21 protein-coding genes, 1 tRNA gene and 1 riboswitch are annotated in these 20,064 nt (G+C 61.6%); of the genes, 11 read left to right on the top strand and 11 right to left on the bottom strand.

Going from position 1 to position 20,064, the window contains the following annotated elements; translation table 11 throughout:
* Positions 1-142 precede the first annotated feature (142 nt).
* Genes JTP94_RS05180 through JTP94_RS05170 form a run of 3 tightly spaced genes read left to right on the top strand, consistent with a single transcriptional unit; the run spans position 143 to position 2,281 of the window.
* The gene (locus JTP94_RS05180) at positions 143-409 is read left to right on the top strand and encodes a DUF6460 domain-containing protein (RefSeq protein ID WP_204849457.1); all 267 of its coding nucleotides are present in this window, start codon (positions 143-145) and stop codon (positions 407-409) included.
* A gap of 1 nt (position 410) precedes the next feature.
* Positions 411-914, top strand: coding sequence for a CAP domain-containing protein (locus JTP94_RS05175; RefSeq protein WP_204849456.1), 504 nt, complete (start codon positions 411-413; stop codon positions 912-914).
* 17 nt (positions 915-931) lie between these two features.
* The gene (locus JTP94_RS05170) at positions 932-2,281 is read left to right on the top strand and encodes an MATE family efflux transporter (RefSeq protein ID WP_204849455.1); all 1,350 of its coding nucleotides are present in this window, start codon (positions 932-934) and stop codon (positions 2,279-2,281) included.
* Here the strand turns inward: JTP94_RS05170 and JTP94_RS05165 are convergent.
* Both JTP94_RS05165 and JTP94_RS05160 read right to left on the bottom strand, forming a co-directional pair.
* A complete protein-coding gene (locus JTP94_RS05165; RefSeq protein WP_204849454.1) occupies positions 2,257-3,345 on the bottom strand; it encodes a quinone-dependent dihydroorotate dehydrogenase in 1,089 nt (362 codons plus the stop codon). The genes JTP94_RS05170 and JTP94_RS05165 overlap by 25 nt on opposite strands.
* Positions 3,342-3,698 carry a DUF952 domain-containing protein gene (locus tag JTP94_RS05160; RefSeq protein WP_204849453.1) on the bottom strand — a complete coding sequence of 119 codons (357 nt, stop codon included), beginning with the start codon at positions 3,696-3,698 and terminating at the stop codon, positions 3,342-3,344. The genes JTP94_RS05165 and JTP94_RS05160 overlap by 4 nt, the downstream gene beginning before the upstream one ends.
* Before the next feature lie 109 nt (positions 3,699-3,807).
* On the opposite strand from JTP94_RS05160, the gene JTP94_RS05155 reads away from it, so the two are divergent.
* The 4 genes from JTP94_RS05155 (at position 3,808) to JTP94_RS05140 (ending at position 6,763) form a co-directional block, all read left to right on the top strand.
* Positions 3,808-4,236, top strand: coding sequence for a hypothetical protein (locus JTP94_RS05155; RefSeq protein WP_246754656.1), 429 nt, complete (start codon positions 3,808-3,810; stop codon positions 4,234-4,236).
* A 141-nt stretch (positions 4,237-4,377) separates the two neighbouring features.
* Positions 4,378-5,031: a helix-turn-helix transcriptional regulator gene (locus tag JTP94_RS05150; RefSeq protein ID WP_204849452.1), complete on the top strand. Its 654-nt coding sequence runs from the start codon at positions 4,378-4,380 to the stop codon at positions 5,029-5,031.
* Positions 5,032-5,046: 15 nt separating this feature from the next.
* A complete protein-coding gene (locus tag JTP94_RS05145) occupies positions 5,047-6,267 on the top strand; it encodes a hypothetical protein (protein WP_204849451.1) in 1,221 nt (406 codons plus the stop codon).
* Positions 6,268-6,349: 82 nt separating this feature from the next.
* The gene (locus JTP94_RS05140) at positions 6,350-6,763 is read left to right on the top strand and encodes a tellurite resistance TerB family protein (protein ID WP_204849566.1); all 414 of its coding nucleotides are present in this window, start codon (positions 6,350-6,352) and stop codon (positions 6,761-6,763) included.
* On the opposite strand, the gene JTP94_RS05135 is transcribed toward JTP94_RS05140, so the two are convergent.
* Positions 6,764-7,573 (bottom strand): transporter substrate-binding domain-containing protein, encoded by an 810-nt coding sequence (locus tag JTP94_RS05135; RefSeq protein WP_246754662.1) that lies wholly within the window; start codon positions 7,571-7,573, stop codon positions 6,764-6,766.
* A gap of 493 nt (positions 7,574-8,066) precedes the next feature.
* On the opposite strand from JTP94_RS05135, the gene JTP94_RS05130 reads away from it, so the two are divergent.
* Positions 8,067-10,076 (top strand): methyl-accepting chemotaxis protein, encoded by a 2,010-nt coding sequence (locus JTP94_RS05130; RefSeq protein WP_204849565.1) that lies wholly within the window; start codon positions 8,067-8,069, stop codon positions 10,074-10,076.
* An 83-nt stretch (positions 10,077-10,159) separates the two neighbouring features.
* Here JTP94_RS05130 and JTP94_RS05125 read toward each other — a convergent pair whose 3' ends face one another.
* Both JTP94_RS05125 and JTP94_RS05120 read right to left on the bottom strand, forming a co-directional pair.
* Positions 10,160-10,747 (bottom strand): DapH/DapD/GlmU-related protein, encoded by a 588-nt coding sequence (locus JTP94_RS05125; RefSeq protein WP_204849449.1) that lies wholly within the window; start codon positions 10,745-10,747, stop codon positions 10,160-10,162.
* 118 nt (positions 10,748-10,865) lie between these two features.
* On the bottom strand, positions 10,866-12,092 hold the full coding sequence (locus JTP94_RS05120) for an MFS transporter (RefSeq protein ID WP_204849448.1): 1,227 nt from the start codon (positions 12,090-12,092) through the stop codon (positions 10,866-10,868).
* Between the two features lie 101 nt (positions 12,093-12,193).
* On the opposite strand from JTP94_RS05120, the gene JTP94_RS05115 reads away from it, so the two are divergent.
* On the top strand, positions 12,194-13,096 hold the full coding sequence (locus JTP94_RS05115) for a LysR family transcriptional regulator (protein ID WP_204849447.1): 903 nt from the start codon (positions 12,194-12,196) through the stop codon (positions 13,094-13,096).
* A gap of 47 nt (positions 13,097-13,143) precedes the next feature.
* Here the strand turns inward: JTP94_RS05115 and JTP94_RS05110 are convergent, their stop codons facing one another.
* The 3 genes from JTP94_RS05110 to JTP94_RS05100 all read right to left on the bottom strand — a co-directional run bounded on the left by JTP94_RS05110 (position 13,144) and on the right by JTP94_RS05100 (position 14,788).
* Positions 13,144-13,521: a VOC family protein gene (locus tag JTP94_RS05110; RefSeq protein WP_204849564.1), complete on the bottom strand. Its 378-nt coding sequence runs from the start codon at positions 13,519-13,521 to the stop codon at positions 13,144-13,146.
* 40 nt (positions 13,522-13,561) lie between these two features.
* Positions 13,562-13,635, bottom strand: a tRNA-Gly gene (locus JTP94_RS05105).
* A gap of 58 nt (positions 13,636-13,693) precedes the next feature.
* Positions 13,694-14,788: a 2'-deoxycytidine 5'-triphosphate deaminase gene (locus JTP94_RS05100; protein WP_204849446.1), complete on the bottom strand. Its 1,095-nt coding sequence runs from the start codon at positions 14,786-14,788 to the stop codon at positions 13,694-13,696.
* A gap of 171 nt (positions 14,789-14,959) precedes the next feature.
* Positions 14,960-15,038: riboswitch (SAM riboswitch) on the top strand.
* Positions 15,039-15,081: 43 nt separating this feature from the next.
* Here JTP94_RS05100 and JTP94_RS05095 point away from each other — a divergent pair.
* Positions 15,082-16,269, top strand: coding sequence for an O-succinylhomoserine sulfhydrylase (locus JTP94_RS05095; RefSeq protein ID WP_204849445.1), 1,188 nt, complete (start codon positions 15,082-15,084; stop codon positions 16,267-16,269).
* Between the two features lie 89 nt (positions 16,270-16,358).
* On the opposite strand, the gene JTP94_RS05090 is transcribed toward JTP94_RS05095, so the two are convergent.
* A complete protein-coding gene (locus JTP94_RS05090) occupies positions 16,359-17,072 on the bottom strand; it encodes a DNA helicase (protein ID WP_204849444.1) in 714 nt (237 codons plus the stop codon).
* 611 nt (positions 17,073-17,683) lie between these two features.
* On the opposite strand from JTP94_RS05090, the gene apaG reads away from it, so the two are divergent.
* Positions 17,684-18,076, top strand: a complete 393-nt coding sequence (apaG, locus tag JTP94_RS05085; RefSeq protein WP_034513805.1) for a Co2+/Mg2+ efflux protein ApaG — start codon at positions 17,684-17,686, stop codon at positions 18,074-18,076.
* Positions 18,077-18,082: 6 nt separating this feature from the next.
* Here the strand turns inward: apaG and JTP94_RS05080 are convergent, their stop codons facing one another.
* Positions 18,083-19,072, bottom strand: coding sequence for an Hsp33 family molecular chaperone (locus tag JTP94_RS05080; protein WP_204849443.1), 990 nt, complete (start codon positions 19,070-19,072; stop codon positions 18,083-18,085).
* Between the two features lie 47 nt (positions 19,073-19,119).
* Positions 19,120-20,037 (bottom strand): ornithine carbamoyltransferase, encoded by a 918-nt coding sequence (gene argF / locus JTP94_RS05075; RefSeq protein ID WP_204849442.1) that lies wholly within the window; start codon positions 20,035-20,037, stop codon positions 19,120-19,122.
* Between the last annotated feature and the right edge of the window lie 27 nt (positions 20,038-20,064).

Genomic DNA, 20,064 nt, shown 5'->3' with positions numbered 1-20,064 from the left:
GCTTTGGACGCGGTCACAAAAAAACTCAAGTCCTATTTCAGGCAGACGCGTGTTTGAGATAAGTGCCGGCCAAAAGCGCTTGCGCGTTGCAGCCCGCAGCCCTATCTCAAAACCGACCGACTGCCATTATGGAGACGTCAGCATGTCCGATCAGGTGAACAGATTCCTCGGCGACTCGCCGGGCCGCACAGTAGTGAAGCTCATTGTCGTGTCGCTCGTCGTCGGCTTCGTGATGAAGTTCTTCGGCTGGCGGCCGCTCGATTTCCTCAACGGTGTGCGCCGCTTCGTCGTCGATCTCTGGCACAGCGGCTTTGCTGCGCTCGGTGAGTTCGGTGATTATCTGGTTATTGGCGCATCCATCGTCATCCCGCTCTTCATCATACTCCGATTGTTCAATTATAACCGCTGACATGAACTCCCAGACACTGCCTTATACGCGCCGCGATACGCTGCGCCTCGCCGCCCTTGCGCTCGCTGCCTCCGTCGCGAGCTGCGCCACCCCGCCTGCCCGCCTTTCCAATACGCCGGCCAGCGACCAGACCGCCTCCGCCCTGCCGCTCGTCAACGCGCTGCGTGCCAAGAACGGGCTGCCGCCGCTGAAGATCGATACCGCCGCCAGCACCGCCGCCGTCTATCAGGCGCGACGCATGGCGGATGCCGGCAAGATGGAACATCTGATCGGGATCGGTGACGATTTCGGCAAGCGGGTCAAGGCAAGCGGCGTCAAGCTGCCGGCCGCCGAAAACATCGCCGAGGGCCAGCGCGACGTGAACGCCGCTGTCACGGCCTGGATCAATTCGCCGAAGCATTTGCACAACATGCTCGGCAAATATGACGGTATCGGCGTTGCTCTTGCCTATGCCCCCTCTTCCGGTAGCAAGCCCTATTGGTCCATGGTGCTCTCCACGGTTTGAGGAGGCGCGAAGCAGATATGAATGTTCAGGAAGCGAGCGGAAGGGTCCTGCCCTTCGACGTGACGCATCGGCTCGTGCTGTCGATCGCGCTTCCGATGACCCTCGGCTTCATGACGACGCCGCTGCTCGGTCTCGCCGACACCGCCGTCGTCGGCCATCTCGGCCAGCCGGATGCGCTTGCGGGGCTCGCAATCGGCGCGGTGCTCTTCGATCTCATCTTCGCAAGCTTCAACTTCCTGCGCGCCTCCACGACCGGGCTCACCGCACAGGCCTATGGCCGCCATGACCGGCACGAGCAGCAGGCCGTCTTCTGGCGCGCCCTGATCTCGGCGCTCGGCTCCGGTATCCTGATGGTCGTGCTGTCGCCCGTCCTACTCTGGCTCGGCATCAAGCTGATGGGGCCGCAAGGCACCATCGCCGAGGCGACACGCACCTATTTCTCCATCCGCATGCTCTCCGGCCCGGCAGCACTTGCCAACTACGCGCTGCTCGGCTTCGTGCTCGGTCGCGGCCAGGGCCGCATCGGGCTACTGCTGCAGACCGTCATCAACGGCGTCAACATCGTGCTCGCCATCCTTCTCGGCCTCTGGCTCGGCTGGGGCGTTGCAGGCGTCGCCTGGGGCACGCTGATCGGTGAGGCGACCGGCACAATGCTGGGGCTCGCTATCGTGCTGCGCGGTTTCGCCGGCGAAGACAGGCCGGCGCGCGCCGAATTGCTGTCGCGCGCCAAACTCACGCAGCTCTTCGCGCTCAACCGCGATATCCTCATCCGGACCTTCGTGCTGATCGGCGCCTTCACGCTGATGACGCGCATCGGCAACAGCTTCGGCGCGGTGATGCTGGCGGCCAATGCGGTACTGATGAACTTCTTCCTGCTATCCGGCTATTATCTCGACGGACTGGCGAACGCCGCAGAGCAGATCACCGGCCGCGCGATCGGCGCCAACTATCGGCCCGCCTTCGAACGCGGGGTGAAGCTGACCGGGCTTTGGTCCTTCGGGCTGGCGCTTGCCGCTGCCGTGTTCTTCTTCACCGTCGGCCCGGCGCTGATCCGCCTGCTGACGACTTCGGAGGAAGTTCGCGCCGCTGCCGAAACCTATCTGCCATGGGCCGCCGTCACGGGTCTGACAGGCGCACTCGCCTTCCTGATGGACGGCGTCTTCATCGGCGCCACCTGGTCGCGCGACATGCGCAACCGGATGCTGATGTCCTTCGGCGGCTATCTTATAGCGCTTGCCGTCTTCGTGCCGACGCTCGGCAATCACGGCCTGTGGATGGCCATGAACGCCTTCCTGCTGTTCCGCGGCATCTTCCTGGCCATGGGCCTGAAGAAACGGGCCGATCAGACGTTCCGGTTCGCCCAGTAGTCCAGCCTGATGTCGCGCAGGTCGCGGATCGAGCCGGCGCGCTCGCGATCGAGCAGCTTCGACAGGCCGGCGACGATCTGGCCCGGCAAGCCCCGCCCTTCGTAGACCATGCAGGAATAGAGTTGCACCAGATCGGCGCCTGCCTTGATCTTCTCCAGCGCCGTCTCGGCCGACGAGACACCGCCGACCCCGATGATCGGGAGAGCGCTGCCGACACGGCGGCGCATCTTCGCCAGCACAATGGTCGACTTCTCGAAGACCGGCTTGCCGGAAAGGCCGCCGGTCTCCTTGGCCTGCCGCTGATCCTTCAGCCCGTCACGCGAAAGCGTGGTGTTGGAGATGATCAATCCATCCAGCGCATGGGCCAAGGTTTCGGCGGCGATATCGTCCATGCCCTCCTCTGTCAGATCAGGCGCGATCTTGAGGAAGACGGGGATACGCTTGCCGGCCTTCGCTGCCTCCTCGTCGCGTGCGGCAAGCACGGCTGACAGCAGCGCCGACAGGCTTTCGCGCCCCTGCAGATCGCGCAGGCCCGGCGTATTGGGCGAGGAGATGTTGGCGGTGAAATAGCGCGCCACGGAATAGAAGCGGCGGATGCCAGCGACGTAGTCGGCGATGCGGTCGACGCTGTCCTTGTTCGCACCGATATTGACGCCGATGATGCCCTTGCCGCGAACAGCCTGCAGCCGGCGGAGAGCCGCCGCATGGCCCTCATTGTTGAAGCCGAGGCGGTTGATGATGCCCTCGTCCTCGACCAGGCGGAAGATGCGCGGGCGCGGATTGCCGGGCTGCGGCTTCGGCGTCACCGTGCCGATTTCGGTAAAGCCGAAGCCGAGCTTCAGAAGCGCTTCCGGCACCTCGGCGTTCTTGTCGAAGCCTGCCGCCATGCCGATGGGATTGGCGAAATCGAGCCCGGCCACGGTCTGGCGGAGGCGCGGATCGGCGCTGACGCGGCAGGCCGGCACGAGGCCGGACTTCAGGGCGGCAATCGACATGCCATGCGCCGTTTCCGGATCGAGGAGGAAGAGGCCGCGTCGGCCAAGGTCACGAAAGGCTCCGATCATTCGGCCATCTCCGGAAACACATGCGCACCATCGGCACCGATCGGCAACGGCTTTTCCCAGAGCACCGCCGAAAGCGGCAGCGGCGCATAAAGATGCGGGAAGAGATCGCCGCCGCGCGAAGGCTCGAACACCAGCTCGTCGCCGAGCGCATCGCCATCGACCGCCACCAGCAGCAGCCCTGTCTGGCCGGCGAAATAAAGCTCCGCGGTTTTCACCGCCTGCCTGGCCGTGGACAGATGAATGAACCCATCAGTCAGATCGATCGCCGCGCCATTAAAAACGCCGGTTTGTCTGGCCTGCTGCCAGAGCGCGTCCGGCACGATCTTGTAAACCACTGGCATCGCGGTCATCATCCCTATGTGAACATTTGCTCTAATAGGGCTTTGCACGAAAACCGCCGTCGATGTCCACGGGGAAACGTGCGCGAAGATGCACAGTTAAGCAGAAAATCCGGAGGATGACATGACGAAGGAAATGAGAATCGACATCGCGGCCCTGCTTCTGCCCGCCGCTGTTCTTCTGACTGCACCCGCATTCGCGGCCGAGCCGGATGCCACGCGCTTCCAGCTGGAGCGCAGCGGCGATCATTTCGTCCGCCTCGACCGGCAGACCGGTGCGATGTCCATCTGCCAGGATCAGACCGGCACCCTCGTCTGCCGCATGGCCGCCGACGAGCGCGCCGCCTATGACGACGAGCTCGACCGTCTCTCCGACCGCGTGACCAAGCTGGAAAAGACCGTTGCCTCTAACAACGGATCAAGCCTTCCGAGCGACGCCGATGTCGATCGCACGCTCGGCATCATGCAGAAATTCATGCGCGGCTTCATGGGCATGGCGAAGGAGTTCCAGAACGAAGTGCCGGACCCCAAGCCGCAGCCGCAGAAGACCTGAGGCCCAGGATACCCGGGCGATGAAAGCACAGGGATAAAGGACCGTATTCCTATCTCGCCCTTTACTCGCCAAAATGCCTCGGTTAACCTTTTTGAAATGAGTTGAACGCCGGACGAGCCGGCGCGCGGATGCTGAGCGGCGATGCTGTCACATGAGCAGATATGGGGTGCGATAGACAGGCTCGCCGAGCGGTATGCCTTGACGCCCTCCGGTCTGGCACGCCGCGCCGGGCTCGATGCTACGTCCTTCAACAAGTCGAAGCGACTGAGCCAGGACGGGCGCCTGCGCTGGCCATCGACGGAATCGATCGCCAAGGTGCTGGATGCGACAGGCGCGAGCCTGGAGCAATTTCTGGGTTTCCTGCGGAGTGGCGAGATGTCCGCGCAGGGAATTTCACCACCCGGCAGCTCCATTCCGTTGATCGGTTTTGCCCAGGCAGGCGCCGGCGGCTTCTTCGATGACGGCGGCTTCCCGGCGGGCCAGGGCTGGGATATGGTGGAATTTCCCGCCGCGACCGGGCACGAGGCCGGCGTCTATGCGCTGGAGATACAGGGTGAAAGCATGCTGCCGCTCTACCGCGACGGCGACATTCTGATCGTCGAACCAGGGGCTCAGATCCGGCGAAACGACCGCGTCGTGGTCAAGACCCGCGAAGGCGAAGTCATGGCCAAGGTCTTGCTGAGGCAGAGTGCACGCTCGATCGAGTTGATGTCGCTCAACCCCGAGCACCCTAACCGCAGCTTCGATCTGGCGGATGTGGAATGGATCGCCCGGATCATATGGGCAAGCCAATAGGAAAGTTTTCTCGGTATGCGTCGTAATCTTTTGCTTGGAGGTGTGGCCGGCGCGGTGGTCGGTTCGTGGTTGACGCTGATCGTGGTCCAGCTGGGAGAGCATGGTTTTGCCCTGCCCCACCGAAGCGATAGCGGCGCGACGAGTGAAAATCGGCCGGCGGAGACCGCCAAGGCCCATCTCACGCCGCCGAGGAATACCGAGGCGCCAAAACCCGTCGAAACGGCCTCGAGCAAGACGCAGCCCGAAGATCAGGCAAAGGCGCAGCCTGCGAAGCCAGCCCCGGATAAGGTGACACCGTCAGCCGCAACACCTGCTTCGACAACCACGTCCGACAGCGACACTAAGCTATCTGCCGCCGCGGCAAGATCAACACCGGTATCCGACGATGACGAAAAAGCACCGGGCAGCGATGTAACCAAGGTTGGGGAAAACAAAGCGGCCACTGCCCAGCCGGCAACGCCGCAAGAGAACAAGCCCCTTCCCGTATCAATGCAGTCGAACGGCACTTCGGCAAAGCCGGATGAGGCGCAGCCGGCGCAATCAGCCCTCCCAACGCCAGGGGCCTTGAAAAACACGGACACGGCCTCCGACCAGACTTCAGGGTCAACCGAAGTCGCGGCAGACAAGCCCAACGCCGCACCGGTATCCCCGCAGGCAGATCCGACGCCGGACAATCGGATGCCGGCCGATCAGATCGACAGGCAGATGGCCGCATCCGAACATCAGACCCTTCCGCCCCAGCTGCAATCGGGGCAGGCCTCGCTCGGCGATGCGCAGAAGCCACCGGAGCAGGCAACGCCCATCGAGCTTGTCCGACCCTTCGCGGATCAGGCCGGCGTGCTGACCATTGCGGGCAAGAGCGTGCAGCTCACCGGCATCATTCCGACCGATGTCAATCGGATGTGCACCGGCCCAAGCGGCAAAAGCTGGCCTTGCGGATCGGCTGCCCGCACGGCATTCCGCATGTATTTGCGCGGACGCACCATCGACTGCGACCTGCCGAGCGCGACCTGGCAGGGCACGGTGAAGGGCGCCTGCCGCTATGTTCGCGTCGATCTCAGCGCCTGGCTCGTTCGCTTCGGCTGGGCCGAGCCGGAACCCGGATCGCCGCTCATGCCACTCGTCGAGGAAGCAAAGCAGAAGCAGCGCGGCATGTATGGTGACGACCCACGAAAGACTGGAAAATCGACCCTTGGACCTGCCTTGCCCAAGGAAGATCCGCTCAATCCGATCTGACGCCTTGCTTCCGCCACCAGCTTTTGCCATGAGACGCGCGACTTTCCAGTCTGCCGCCAAATTCGAAGGACTTCGCCCTGTCATGAACAAGCCGCTTTCCGCTCACGAGGCCCTTATCTACGTCATGGTATTGGCATCGGCCGTCGACCGAACGATGAACGACCGGGAACTCAGCCGGATCGGCGAGCTCATCCACGCACTGCCGGTTTTCAAGGGTTTTGACGACGAGACGCTGATCTCGGTCTCCCGCGATTGCGCCAAGCTTCTGGCGAACAATGAGGGGCTCGATATCGTGCTTGAAACCGTGCGCGACACCTTGCCGGTCCGGCTCTACGACACGGCGTATGCGCTCGCCGTGGAAGTTGCGTCGGCCGATCTGTCGGTCAAGGCGGAGGAATTGCGCCTTCTCAGCCTGCTTCGCGACCGCCTGAGCCTCGACAAGCTCACCTGCGCGGCCATCGAGCGCAGCGCGATTGCCCGCTACCGCAAGGCCTGATCAATAGAGCCCGTAAGGGAAATAACGCACATAGATTTCCTGCAGCCTGCCGTCGCGCGACAGGGTGCCGAGGGCATGATTGATCGCCGCCGTCAAATCGGCGTCCTGCTCGCGCAACATGATGGTCATGCCTTCGCCGAGGAACTGCTGCGACAGATAGGGACCGTCAAAAAGGGCGCAGCATTTTTCCGCCGCCGGCGACGATACCCAGAAGGAAAGCTGCAAGCCGTCGGCAAAGGCGGCATCGACCTTACCGTCCTTGACGGCCGCCAGCAGAGCTTCCTTGTCGTCAAACGGCACCGGCTTGATCGCCGGGAAGAAGGCGGCCAACATCCCCTCGTGCATCGTCCCCTTGACCACGCCGACCGAGTGTCCGGCAAGCGATGCGGCTGTCGTGCCACTGATCGGGGCCTTGAGGTTGCGGACGAAGCGAGCCGGCAGCATCAGGAAGGGGCGCGAAAAGGCGAAGGTCTTGCGCAGCTCCGAGGTCACGGCGACGCCTGATATCACCGCATCGCCCTGCGAAGCTGCGAGTGCTCCCTGCAGCTCGTTGAACGGCAATGCCTGGATCTGGCATTTGTCCGATATGCCGAGTTCGTCGCAGATCTTGCGGGCGAGTTCGACATGAAAGCCTGCGAGCTTGCCGTTCTGATCGACGAAATTGAAGGGCGGGAAATCGATCGAAGTCAGGAACCTCAATCTCACCAAAGAAGACAGGTCAGGTTTCGGCAGCCGCTCGCGCGCATCGAACAGGATCGGCAGGCTCGGCGGCTTGGCTTCCTGGGCGGCAAGCGGCAAGGCGCACGACATGGCGATCAGCGCCGCGCGTGTCAGAAGCTTCGCTGTGGAGGTTGGCGACGAAAGACAAACACGCATGGTGATGATCCAGCCTCCGGTCGTGTGTATCGATCCCTGATTCACGAACCGATGTAGCAGAGTCATGCCACCGGGGGAATATCGCGCCAAGGAATGATGCGGCAGCGTCCGCAAGATGAATGGCGGACGCGTGCCGCACCGGCCGGTTGCGAGATTTTGAACAAGCGCAAAATTGACACGGGAAATCGGCCGCACAGGTATCCTCGTTAGCGGTCGATTAAACTCTATTGATTGTACTCGCGGCATCGACGACGTCGGCCCGGCAGCCGATCGCATGATGCAGGTCGTCCGAGCCTTCTTCGCAAGGTATCCCGCAAATTCGGCTTCATCCGCGAATATCAGGCGGCGCGATCCTCACCGTCTTTCCAAGACGGACGGACCCTTGCGCATTCTCCTCGATAAGGCGCGGCACCCCAGATGGACCACCATGTTCAGGAACCTGAAAATCAAAACCAAGATGCTCGCCGTGATCCTTTTTCTCGGCATCATCTCCTTCGCCGGCCTGCTGTATATCGCTGGCGAGGCCCGCAAGGCGGACCAAGCCTACAGCGCCTTCCTCGATCAGGAAGCTGTGGCAGCGACTGAAGGCGCGCGCTCGAATTCCGCCGCACTGGCCGGGGTACTGCAGGCAAGCCTGATGCTGAATTTCGATCCCGGCAGCGATGCATTCAAGGCCGTGGCGGCGGGCAGCGGCTATTTCAGCGAGGCGAAGGACAGGCTGAAGCATGCCGAGAGCCTCGTCCCCGCCCAGAAGCAGCCGATCGACGCGATCCTCGCCGGCCTGGACGAATTGCAAGCGCTCGCGAACAAGACCATCGAGCAGCGCAAGAATGGCGACGCCAAAGGCGCCGAAGCGAGCATGGCCGTGGTCAACGACAAACTGCTCAAGCTCATGACGCAGATGCAAGCCAATGGCGATGCGCTGGTAAACCGAATGAACAGCGGCGGCGATGCCTTGTCGGCGGAGGTCAACAGCGCCATCGATTATACGCTCGGCGCTCTCGGCGCCGTGACACTTCTGGCCCTGATCTTCGGCATGTATGTCGTGCAGAAAGGCATAGCAGCGCCGCTGATGCGTCTGCATCACCGCATGACGACGCTCGCCAGCGGCGATACGGCAAGCGAGATCGAAGGCCGCGATCGTCGCGACGAGATCGGCCAAATGGCATCCGCCGTCGTCGTGTTCCGCGACCACGCGGTCGAACGCGCGCGGCTCGCGGCGCAGGCCGAAGCCGACCGGACGCTCAGCGACAGCGAACGCGCTCAACGCGAGGTTCGGCAGGCTGCCGAGGCAGCGCATCTGCAGCAGGCCGTTCAAGCGGTCGGCGATGGCTTGAAGCGTCTTGCGGAAGGCGATCTTGTGACGCGCATCGACACCCAATTCGTCGAGCATCTCGATCAATTGCGGCAGGACTTCAACAACGCGCTCCTCAAGCTCAATGGGGCAATGCAGGCGGTCGGCGCCAATGCCCGCGCCATCAACGCCGGTGCCAACGAAGTCCGCGGCGCCGCCGACGAACTTTCAAGGCGCACGGAGCAACAGGCGGCATCCGTCGAGGAAACCGCCGCCGCGCTGGAACAGATCACCACGACGGTCAAGGACGCCGCCAGGCGTATGCAGGAAGCAAGCCAGCTCGTCGTCCATACGCGCGCCGGAGCGGAGCGGTCCGGCGAAGTCATTCGCAATGCCGTAGAAGCCATGCAGCAGATCGAAAAATCCTCCGATGAGATCAGCAACATCATCGGGGTGATCGACGAGATCGCCTTCCAGACCAACCTTTTGGCACTGAATGCCGGCGTCGAAGCCGCCCGCGCCGGTGACGCCGGCAAGGGCTTTGCCGTCGTTGCCCAGGAAGTCCGGGAGCTTGCCCAGCGGTCCGCCAATGCCGCCAAGGAGATCAAGACGCTCATCGCCGCGTCCGAAACGCATGTCCGGACCGGCGTCGGCCTGGTCAACGAAACCGGCAAGGCACTCGACGCCATCGTCTCGGACGTACAGGAAATCAACCGGCATGTGCACGCGATCGCCGAAGCCTCGCGCGAGCAGTCGGCCGGCCTGCAGGAGATCAATACCGCCGTCAACGCCATGGATCACGGCACCCAGCAAAATGCCGCCATGGTGGAGGAGAGCACGGCTGCGAGTCACGGCCTGGCGACCGAAGCCGCCTCTCTGGCGGCACTCCTCGGCCAATTCCGCACGAGCGGCGGCGAGGCTGCGCATGTGCGTGCGGCACCTGCCGCAACCAATGCTCCGCGGCCCACTGTGCGACCCCTGCCACGACCTGTCCCCGCTCCCCTCGTCCGGGCTGTCGAAGGCGCCAAGGCGCGTCCGGCCCCTTCGCCGGCGCGCGCACTCGGTCAAAAATTGCTGAGCGCGTTCAGTGGCAATCAGCCAACGGCAACGACAAGCAAGGACGCGGACTGGACGGAATTCTGAGAACGCCGCCATCGCAAATCATGAGCAAATAGACGGCAGGCGGCACGTCTCAACGAATGCCGCCTGTTTTGACGCGTGAATGCCTATCGATTTGCCAATCTCTTCGAAGGAGGAAGCTGCTCGATATTTTCGGCAGTGGGGCTATCTTTCTGTCCGCGCCATTTCAGCAATCTGGCGGGCGCACCGACATAGATGCCGTATGGCTCGGTCTTTCCCTTAACGACGGCGTTCGCGCCGATGACGCATCCCTTAGCGATATGGGAGCCGCCCAGGATCTTCGCTCCCGCGCCGATCCAGACATCATCCTCGATGACGATAGGCTTCCTCGTGAGACCCTGCAGGCGGATGGGCTGAGTGAGATCATCGAAATTATGATCGAAGGATACGACCATGGCATGGGCGGCGATCCGGACGTCGTTGCCGATCGAAATCCCGCCACTACCCAACAGAATTGTATATTCGTTGAAGGAAACGTGATTGCCAATATCGATGCTGCCCTTTTGCGCATCGATGACGACGCCCTTGCGGAAACGCACCACTTCACCGATGCGAACGCTGCCGCGCTTCCAGATGATCGTCGTTCCCAGCGGAATTTTCGTGCTGCGCGCTATCGTGAGCACGCCACGCACAAAGATCGCCTTCAACCTGTAGAACCATGCAATGCCGGGCATAAGGACGCTCCTTTCAAGGGGCACCCCTTTTGCCATGCTTGTCTGGCACCCACCTGAATGAGCTAGCATATGGCGATGCGGAGGCGCGGCGGCAAGTGTTACCGTTTCCTTGCATCCTTCACATACGCGCCGCAAGGCCTGTGATCAAGGCAACCACGCCAAAGCCTGCGGCCGCTGCACAGACGGCAACCCAGCCACCAAAATCCCATGCCGTGCCGGCAAGCGCCGAGCCCAGCGCGCCGCCAAGAAAGAAGATGCCCACGAAGAGACCATTGATGCGTCCACGGGCTTCGGGCCGCAGAAGATTGATGGCACGGCGCCCCAAAGTCTGATCGCCGGTGACGCCGACATCGAGCATGACTGCACTGGCGCCGAGAAGGATCAGCAGGGTTAGCGGGTGGCCGGAGCGTATCCCGCCCGCCCAGGCGGCGAGTGCCATGGCGGCAAGCAGGATCAGGTGCGAGACCAGTGTCGCCACCCGTGTCCAGCCCCTGTCACCCATGCGGCCGAAGGCGGAGGTGGCGGCGGCACCGCCGGCTCCCACCAGCGCAAACAGCGCGATACCGGACTGACCGAGCGCGAATGGCGGTTGGGCGAGACGCAGGGCAACGGAGGTCCAGAACAGGCTGAAGCTCGCCATCATCAGAGCGGCGGTAAAGGCGCGCAGCCGCAGCACCGGCTCATCGCGCAGCAGCTGGAAGAGCGAGCCGATAAGGGCTCCATAGCTGGTATTGGTCAAAGGACGCCGCTCCGGCAGGCGCAGGGCAAGCACGGCCGCGAGAAGCGCAAGGGCTGCGGCACTGATGGCATAAAAGCTCCGCCAGCCCCAGAAATCGGCGACCAGGCTTGCGAGCGGGCGCGAAACCAATATGCCGACCATCACGCCGCTCATGACATTGCCGATCACTCGGCCGCGATGCTCCGGGGGCGCCATGGCTGCGGCGATCGGCACGAGGATCTGGATCGCGGAGCAAGCCGCACCCAATAGGAAGAGAAAGATCAGCAGGCTCCATCCTGTCGGTGCGAAAGCTGCAGCGACCGCCATCACCAAGGCTGACACGAGCATGCGCAGCACCAGCTGGCGATTTTCCATCAGGTCTGCCAGCGGCACCAGGAAGAACAGGCCGGCGGCATAGCCGAGCAACGAGGCCATCGCCACCAGACCCGCACCGCTTTCCGAAAAGCCGAGTGACGGGCCGATGATACCGACCAGCGTCTGCGGCGCGAAGAGATTGATGATGATGACGCCGGTGGCGATGGCAAACAGCAATGTCGGGGGAGCGGCGACCGCCTCGGACACCTCGTCCTCCGGCTCGCTCGCAATGCATTCCGGGACCTGAGACATAAGCTCTCCAATAATTTCTGATAATATTGATAGTCATGTTTATCGTTTTATTGCATAATGCAGCAATTGAAATGAGCAAATAATGATTATGCGAGTTCCTCATGAACATTCATGATCTTGAAGCCTTCGTCGCCGTGGTGGAAACCGGGTCAATCGTCGCCGCCTCTGCACGCATCAATCTGACGCAGCCGGGCATCACCCGGCGGATACAGAATCTGGAAGACAGTCTCGGCATTGCCCTGCTCGACCGGCAATCCAAGCCGCTCAAGCCGACGGCGGCCGGGCGCGAGGCCTATGAGCATGGGCGACGGGTCCTGCGTTCGCTCGATGACCTCAAGGCCGGCGTTTCGCCTGGCGGGGCGATCGGCGGCGAATTCCGCCTCGGCATCATGCCCTATCTTTCAGAGGCGGCCCTATCCGCTCCGCTCGACCGGCTGCGCGGCGAGTTTCCGCAACTGACGCTGCGCGTCGTCGCGGACTGGTCGCCGCGGCTTATCGAACAGGTGGCGCATAGCCAGCTCGATGCGGCGACCGTCTGCCTGCCGGAAGGCCTTCAGCCGCCCGACGATGTCGTCGGCGATGCCCTGGGGATCCACAGCGTCATTCTCGTTGCCTCACCGTTGCTCGGAGTTCCCAAGGCACCGAAACTTGACGAGCTTTCCCGCTTTCCATGGATCATGAACCAGAGCGGCTGCGGCTTCCGCGCCTTCATTCATCATCGCTTCGAAGCGGAACGCCTGCCCTTCGACGTCGCGGTCGAAGCCATGAGCGCCGATTTGCGCATGTCGCTTATCGCCCGCGGTCTCGGCATCGGCGTTCTGACACCGGCGGCACTGGCAGACAGCCGCTGGCGCGATGCCGTCGAGATCATCGAGCCGCCGGATTTCAGCCCGAAAGTCGTCAACTGGCTGGTGCATCGCCCGCCAGCCGGACGCCTCGCCCGCCCGATTGCGACCTTCGGCGAAGCGCTGACGGAAGCGCTGAAAGCAAGAGGCCGTTTTTGACGTGATGAAGACACGCCGGAACTACGGCGCGACAGAAACCGCCTGCCTCACGTCACAGGCTTATTGATCATCGCTTCGATATTGTAGCCATCGGGATCGAGAACGAAGCAGGCATAATAGTTCTCTGTATATTCCGGCCGTGGACCAGGAGCGCCATTGTCCTTGGCACCGGCTTCAAGAGCGGCGTGATAAAACGCATCGACCTCAGCCTTGCTATCGACATGGAATGCGACGTGCAAACGCGTCAAAGGCGGCTTGCTTCCCGTGTGCTGAATCTCAAACAAGCTGCCGCCGCCGACGTCAAACGCCCAGAACACGCCTTCTTTTCCGAAGGACAGCCCATAACCCAGTGGTTCGAAGGCGCTTTCGTAGAACGACTTGCTCTTCTGCAGATCGCTCACTTCGATGGTTATGTGATCAATCATGTTGAGCACTTCCCCGAGATTGATGACGATGAAAGCAAGTTGGAGCGGGTGAAGGGAATCGAACCCTCGTATTCAGCTTGGGAAGCTGCTGCTCTACCATTGAGCTACACCCGCCTGACACCGTGAGATGTCCAACAGTTGGCGGCCTCTGTCAAGGCCGGTAGATAGGCGATCAAAGCCGGAAGTGCTTCGACAGCTTCAGGCCTTGCGCCTGATAGTTCGAGCCGAGGCCGGAGCCGTAGAGGCTGCTCGGCTGTTCCAGCATGTGTTCATAGATCAGGCGCCCGACGATCTGGCCGTCCTCGAGGATGAAGGGCACCTCGTGGCTGCGCACTTCGAGCACGGCGCGGCTGCCGCGGCCGCCGGCCGGCGCATGACCGAAGCCCGGATCGAAGAAGCCGGCATAGTGGACGCGGAATTCGCCGACCAGCGGATCGAAGGGCGTCATCTCGGCGGCATAATGCGGCGGCACATGCACGGCCTCGCGAGAGACGAGAATATAGAACTCATCCGGATCAAGGATCAGTTCGGTGCGGCCGCGGCTATGGAGCGGCTCCCAAAAATCGAAGATATCGTGCTGCGCCTTCTTGTCGACATCGACAACGGCCGTGTGATGCTTGCCGCGATAGCCGATCAGGCCTTCCTTGTCGCCGGCAAGATCGATCGACAATGCGATGCCGCCACCGGTGATATTCGGCTTCTTGCTGGCGACGAGCGTTTCGGTTTCGTGCAACGCCAGCAATTCAGGCTCGCTGAGCAGCGCCTGGCCGACGCGGAAGCGGATCTGCGACAGGCGCGAGCCGCGGCGCACGACGATCGGGAAGGTGCGCGGGCTGATTTCCAGATAGAGCGGGCCGGAATAGCCGGCCGGGATCTTGTCGAACTCCTGCGCCCGGTCGGTGATGACGCGGGTGAAGATGTCGAGGCGGCCGGTCGAGCTCTTCGGATTGGCGGACGCCGACATGTCTTCCGGCAGGTCCAGCCGCTCCATCAGCGGCACGATATAGACACAGCCGGTTTCGAGCACGGCACCTTCGGAAAGATCGACGACATGCAACTTGAGCCAGTCGAGCTTGTCGGCAACGAGATGCGAAGGACCGGGCATGAAGCTGGCGCGGACACGGAAAGCATGGGAGCCGAGTCTCAGGTCAAGGCTCGCCGGCTGGATCTGATCGACGTCCAGTTCTCTTTCGCTCGTCAGCCGCCCCGCGTCGAAAAGCGCCGCAATGGCGCGATCGGCTAGAATTCCAGTATTGCGAGCCATCATGCCTCTTCCCTAGCGCATAACCCTGCAAATCATAGCGCGATCTGAAGGGTGATGTGCAAATTCCAAGTGTTACCATGACCCTTTGGCAGCTTGCTGGCGCCCGGCACAGTAATTTGTCGCAGACAAAACCAAACTCAGGGAATTGACGCAAGCGATCAACGGCAGTATTGCAACTTATCCCGTGGTGATTTGGCCGGTCGGCTTGCAGCCACGTTAAATAAGTGGCTAAAAAGACCGGGTTGAAACCGGTCTGCAATTGCGGCCGGTTTTTTTGTTTTGAAAGTGGTGATGGCATGAGCAAGACTTGGCGCCCCGCAACCCAGCTCGTTCACAGCGGAACGCTCCGTTCGCAATTCGGCGAAACATCCGAAGCAATCTATCTGACCCAGGGCTTCGTCTATAATACCTCGGAAGCGGCCGAAGCCCGCTTCAAGGGCGAGACGGATGGCTTCATCTATGCCCGCTATGGCAGCCCGACCAACGACATGTTCGAAAAGCGCATGTGCGCGCTGGAAGGCGCCGAAGATGCCCGCGCCACGGCCTCGGGCATGGCCGCCGTCACCGCCGCCATTCTCTGCCAGTTGAAGGCCGGCGACCATATCGTTGCCGCCCGCGCGCTCTTCGGCTCCTGCCGCTGGGTCGTCGAGACGCTGGCGCCGAAATATGGCATCGAATGCACGCTGGTCGATGGTCGGTTCATCGAGAACTGGGAAAAGGCCGTCAAGCCGAGCACCAAGGTGTTCTTCCTGGAAAGCCCGACCAACCCGACGCTGGAAGTGGTCGATATCACTGCTGTGGCCAAGCTCGCCAACCAGATCGGCGCCAAGGTCGTGGTCGATAACGTCTTCGCCACGCCGCTCTTCCAGAAGCCGCTGGAGCTTGGCGCCCATATCGTCGTCTATTCCGCCACAAAGCATATCGACGGCCAGGGTCGCTCGCTCGGCGGCGTCATCCTTTCCGACAAGCAGTGGATCGACGAAAACCTGCAGGATTATTTCCGCCACACCGGCCCGGCCATGTCGCCGTTCACCGCCTGGACGCTGCTGAAGGGCATCGAGACATTGCCGCTGCGCGTCGCACAACAGACGGCGAACGCCGCCAAGGTGGCCGATTTCCTCGCCGAGCAGACCGGCAAGGTCGCCCGCGTGATCTATCCCGGCCGCAAGGATCACCCGCAGGCCGATATCATCGCCAAGCAGATGACCGGCGGCTCCACCCTGGTCGCCTTCGAGCTGAAGGGCGGCAAGGAAGCGGCCTTCAAGCTGCAGAACGCGCTGGAGATCGTGCGGATTTCCAACAATCTCGGCGACAGCAAGAGCCTGATCACGCATCCGGCTACCACGACGCACAAGAACCTCACCGACGAGGCGCGCGCCGAACTCGGCATTTCGCCGGGCACCGTGCGTTTCTCCGCCGGCATCGAGGACAGCGCGGATCTGGTCGAGGATTTCGCCCGCGCCCTGGCGCAGGTCTCCGCCTGATATCAATCGACAAGCCGCCCGGATATTCTCCGGGCGGCCTGGCCTGCGCTTAGCAGCCAGTAAACCATGGCGCAGGCTGACGGCCGCCGTCAGCTCGCCGCTTTGAATTGAACCTTGCCGGCGTGCAAGAAGAACAGCTTATCGAAAAGCGCGAGATCCAGAGGGTTGGGCAGACGGATGTCATCGAGATCAGGCAACGGTTTCAGCGCCGGATCGTATGAACGGTCGATTTGCGAGATGAACACGACGATCACGCCCTTGTCGCGCGCGAAAGCCTTCAATGCCCGGACCTGGGTCATCAGTTCCGGCTTCTCCCGCTTCTGATCGAGTATCTGCAGATAGTCGACCACCGCCAGTGTGCCGCGCGGCGCGGGCGTCAATTTGCGCATGATGTAGTCGGCGCTTATGGCGTCGGAACTGTCGAGCTCGAACAGTTCCCGGAACTCGGCCTGATCCACGCCGATGATCCGGAAGCGATCCAGAACGACCTTCTCCGTATCCTCGAGCGTGAAGAAGGCGCTGCGATTGCCTGATTTCATGGCTCCGACGGCGAGCTTGAGGCTCATCAATGTCTTGCCCTGGCCGGGTCGCGCGCCGACCAGCACCAGATCGCCCGGATTCAAGAGTGAAAACAAATCGTCGGCGGGTACGGCTGCTTGCGTCTTGGCCGCAAGCAAGCTCCAGCCTTTAAATCCCTCGTCCGCCGCGATGCGATCCAGCGCCGCATGCAAAGGGATGTTCTGTTGGCGCGACAGAAGCCGCGCCTTGCGCTTCAAATGATAAACAGGGGCAGAAAGCTTCATGTAAACCTCCTATTGCGAGCAATGACCGCAACCCCTCCTTATGCCTGGCGCTCAAAACAGTCGGTTCAGCTATCAACGACCCCGCATGAACTATGCTTTCCCGAATGGAGGGGGGAGGCACGGGCCGTGCCAGAATCAGATGATAGCCGAAATCCTTTCACCCGGGAATCGCGGAGAGGCGCTTCCTGGGGAACACAAGACGGGTTTGGGAATTATATGATTTGGAGATTTCGATTGAGGCTCGACGGATATGACAATCGAGTCTCAAGTCCGCCATACAATTTCCGCAAGCGTTTCCGCCCGTTGAAGACATTCCGGCGGCAACATACAGGATAACAATGAAGGAGAAGCGGCCTACGATACTTTTAGCTGCGGCCTATTAACCTTGGATGTTAGCCGTAATAGCTGAAAGTCGGAATGCTCAGGCCGATCACACGGGTTTTCACCGATCCGTTCCTTGACGGAATAGGTTGCTTGTAGGATACCGCTAGATATCCTGCATTTTGCGGGACGGTGGAAAGCGGATAATATGCCGCAGACTTTAAGATACTGAGGCTTTTCCAGCGTTTGTCAGACGCTTGATGCTCCAGCGCAGTGGTAAGGTATCAGGCATGTATCGCGCCCTAACACGCGACATAGAAGTGGTCGTGGAGCCGTTTTATCTGGAGGAGCAATCCGATCCGGATGACGATCGCTATGTCTGGGGCTATCGCATCGTCATCTCCAACCACTCGAAAATTTCCGTTCGGCTGGTGACGCGCTATTGGCATATCACGGACATGAACGGAATAGTCGACGAAGTGACCGGCCCAGGCGTCGTCGGCGAACAGCCGCATCTGCGGCCCGGCGACACCTATGAATATTCTTCAGGATGCCCGCTGGACACGCCCTCGGGAATGATGTTCGGCCACTATCAGATGGAGACTGATGACGGGGAGCTTTTCCATGTCAAGATCCCCGCCTTCTCTCTCGATACGCCCAACCTGCTGCGGACGCTGAACTGAGCCTGATCAGGCCGCATTTATCTCGGCTGCCTCGAAGTGGTAGGTGGTCGAGCAGAATTCGCAGGTGACGGCGATTTCGCCGTTCTCCTGGCTGGCCTCGATCTCCTCGGCCGAGAACCCCTGCAACACGCCCTTCAGCTTGTCGCGCGAACAGGAACAGCGGTCGAAAACCGCCTTGGGTTCGTAGACGCGCACGCCGCGCTCATGGAAGAGACGGAACAGCAGGCGCTCGGTGCCGACAAGCGGATCCGTCAACTCATCGGCATCGATGGTCTCCACCAGGCTGCGTGCTTCCGCCCAGGCATCGTCCTCGACATGGTTACGCATGCCGCTATCGCCATCGCCGCCATGGAGATCCGGCTGGCGCATGCGCTCCGGCGCTTCCGGCAGAAACTGCGCGATAAGGCCGCCCGCCCGCCAGCGATGCCGCGGCTTGCCGTTCTCATCACGATCGAAGAGCTCCGCTGCGCCCAGACGAACCCGGGTCGGTATCTGCTCCGACTGGCGGAAATAAGTGCCGGCAATCTCCTCGAGCGAGGCGCCATCGAGAGCGACGATGCCTTGATAGGGCTGGCTGTAGCGACCCTGATCGATGGTGAAGGCGAGCACGCCCTTGCCGAGCAACTGTTCCGGCTCGGTTTCACCGGCGGCGATCGCCTTTGCCAGGGCCTCTTCATCGAAACGAGCGTAGGCGCGGACATTTTCCGGCGTCGAGAAATCGGCAACCAGGAGGTCGACGGGACCGTCGCTCTTGGTCTGCACGGTGAACTTGCCCTCGAACTTCAGCGACGTGCCGAGCAGGACGGTCAGGACGATGGCCTCGGCCAAAAGCCGGGCGACCGGGGTCGGATAGTTGTGCCGGGCAAGAATTGCGTCCAGCAACGAACCAAGCTGTACGGCACGACCGCGCACATCGAGCCCTTCCACCTGGAAGGGAACGACATGATCGTCACCGGCAAAATCAAACTGACCCAGCGAGGCTGCATTTTCGGCCATTGCTCTACTCCTACTGCGCCCCCGCCCTCAGACGCGGTTTCATATCCTCAGATTGCGCCCAGGCACCAAGCAAGAATCGACTTTTGCGCATGAAGGCGGTTTTCCGCCTCATCGAAAACAACGGATTGCGGACCATCGATCACTTCATCAGTCACTTCCTCCCCGCGATGAGCGGGCAGGCAATGCATGAACAACGCGTCCTTGCCGGCCTGTGCCATCAAAGCCGTGTTGACCTGATAGGGCTGGAAGACGTTGTGACCGCGGGCCCGGTGTTCCTGATTCATGGAAACCCAGGTATCGGTTACCACGCAATCGGCACCGGCGACCGCACGGTCGGCATCATGCGAGAGCATGATTTCGGCGCCCTGGTTGCGGGCCCAGTTCAAATAGTGATCCTTGGGCTCGGAACCAAGAGGTACCGCCATGTTCATGCGATAGCCGAACCGCGCCGCCCCTTCCACCAGCGAATGCAGCACGTTGTTGCCGTCGCCCGTCCACGCGAGGGTCTTGCCCTTGACCGGGCCGCGATGCTCCTCGAAGGTCATGATATCGGCCATGACCTGGCAAGGATGGGTATCGTCGGTCAGCGCGTTGATGACCGGAACGGTCGCATGCTCCGCCAGTTCCAGCAGGCGCGAATGATCGGTCGTGCGGATCATGATCGCATCGACATAACGCGACAGCACCTTCGCCGTATCGCCGATCGTCTCGGCGCGGCCGAGCTGCATTTCGGTTCCGGAAAGGAAAAGTGTCTCCCCACCGAGCTGGCGCATGCCGACGTCGAAGGAGACGCGGGTTCGGGTGGAAGGCTTCTCGAAGATCATCGCCAGCATCTTGCCGGCAAGCGGCTTGTCGGCGGTACCTGCCTTCAATGCCATTTTTCGCACGATCGCGTCATCGATGATGTGGCGCAGATCGGCGGCCGGGACAGCCGAGAGATCGAGAAAGTGTTTCGGAGAAGCCATGTCCTTACCTGTACTCCACAAAAAACA

Origin of the sequence: Martinezella lusitana (assembly GCF_016901135.1) — a bacterium.
Classification (GTDB): Bacteria; Pseudomonadota; Alphaproteobacteria; order Rhizobiales; family Rhizobiaceae; genus Rhizobium; species Rhizobium lusitanum_D.
The sequence above is the reverse complement of the archived record's forward strand: the minus strand, read 5'-3'. Positions and strand labels throughout refer to the sequence as shown.

Coding starts and splice junctions, on each gene's coding strand:
- JTP94_RS05180 (WP_204849457.1), top strand. CDS start 143: ATGTCCGATCAGGTGAACAGATTCCTCGGCGACTCGCCGGGCCGCACA.
- JTP94_RS05175 (WP_204849456.1), top strand. CDS start 411: ATGAACTCCCAGACACTGCCTTATACGCGCCGCGATACGCTGCGCCTC.
- JTP94_RS05170 (WP_204849455.1), top strand. CDS start 932: ATGAATGTTCAGGAAGCGAGCGGAAGGGTCCTGCCCTTCGACGTGACG.
- JTP94_RS05165 (WP_204849454.1), bottom strand. CDS start 3,345: ATGATCGGAGCCTTTCGTGACCTTGGCCGACGCGGCCTCTTCCTCCTC.
- JTP94_RS05160 (WP_204849453.1), bottom strand. CDS start 3,698: ATGATGACCGCGATGCCAGTGGTTTACAAGATCGTGCCGGACGCGCTC.
- JTP94_RS05155 (WP_246754656.1), top strand. CDS start 3,808: ATGACGAAGGAAATGAGAATCGACATCGCGGCCCTGCTTCTGCCCGCC.
- JTP94_RS05150 (WP_204849452.1), top strand. CDS start 4,378: ATGCTGTCACATGAGCAGATATGGGGTGCGATAGACAGGCTCGCCGAG.
- JTP94_RS05145 (WP_204849451.1), top strand. CDS start 5,047: ATGCGTCGTAATCTTTTGCTTGGAGGTGTGGCCGGCGCGGTGGTCGGT.
- JTP94_RS05140 (WP_204849566.1), top strand. CDS start 6,350: ATGAACAAGCCGCTTTCCGCTCACGAGGCCCTTATCTACGTCATGGTA.
- JTP94_RS05135 (WP_246754662.1), bottom strand. CDS start 7,573: ATGTCGTGCGCCTTGCCGCTTGCCGCCCAGGAAGCCAAGCCGCCGAGC.
- JTP94_RS05130 (WP_204849565.1), top strand. CDS start 8,067: ATGTTCAGGAACCTGAAAATCAAAACCAAGATGCTCGCCGTGATCCTT.
- JTP94_RS05125 (WP_204849449.1), bottom strand. CDS start 10,747: ATGCCCGGCATTGCATGGTTCTACAGGTTGAAGGCGATCTTTGTGCGT.
- JTP94_RS05120 (WP_204849448.1), bottom strand. CDS start 12,092: ATGTCTCAGGTCCCGGAATGCATTGCGAGCGAGCCGGAGGACGAGGTG.
- JTP94_RS05115 (WP_204849447.1), top strand. CDS start 12,194: ATGAACATTCATGATCTTGAAGCCTTCGTCGCCGTGGTGGAAACCGGG.
- JTP94_RS05110 (WP_204849564.1), bottom strand. CDS start 13,521: ATGATTGATCACATAACCATCGAAGTGAGCGATCTGCAGAAGAGCAAG.
- JTP94_RS05100 (WP_204849446.1), bottom strand. CDS start 14,788: ATGATGGCTCGCAATACTGGAATTCTAGCCGATCGCGCCATTGCGGCG.
- JTP94_RS05095 (WP_204849445.1), top strand. CDS start 15,082: ATGAGCAAGACTTGGCGCCCCGCAACCCAGCTCGTTCACAGCGGAACG.
- JTP94_RS05090 (WP_204849444.1), bottom strand. CDS start 17,072: ATGAAGCTTTCTGCCCCTGTTTATCATTTGAAGCGCAAGGCGCGGCTT.
- apaG (WP_034513805.1), top strand. CDS start 17,684: ATGTATCGCGCCCTAACACGCGACATAGAAGTGGTCGTGGAGCCGTTT.
- JTP94_RS05080 (WP_204849443.1), bottom strand. CDS start 19,072: ATGGCCGAAAATGCAGCCTCGCTGGGTCAGTTTGATTTTGCCGGTGAC.
- argF (WP_204849442.1), bottom strand. CDS start 20,037: ATGGCTTCTCCGAAACACTTTCTCGATCTCTCGGCTGTCCCGGCCGCC.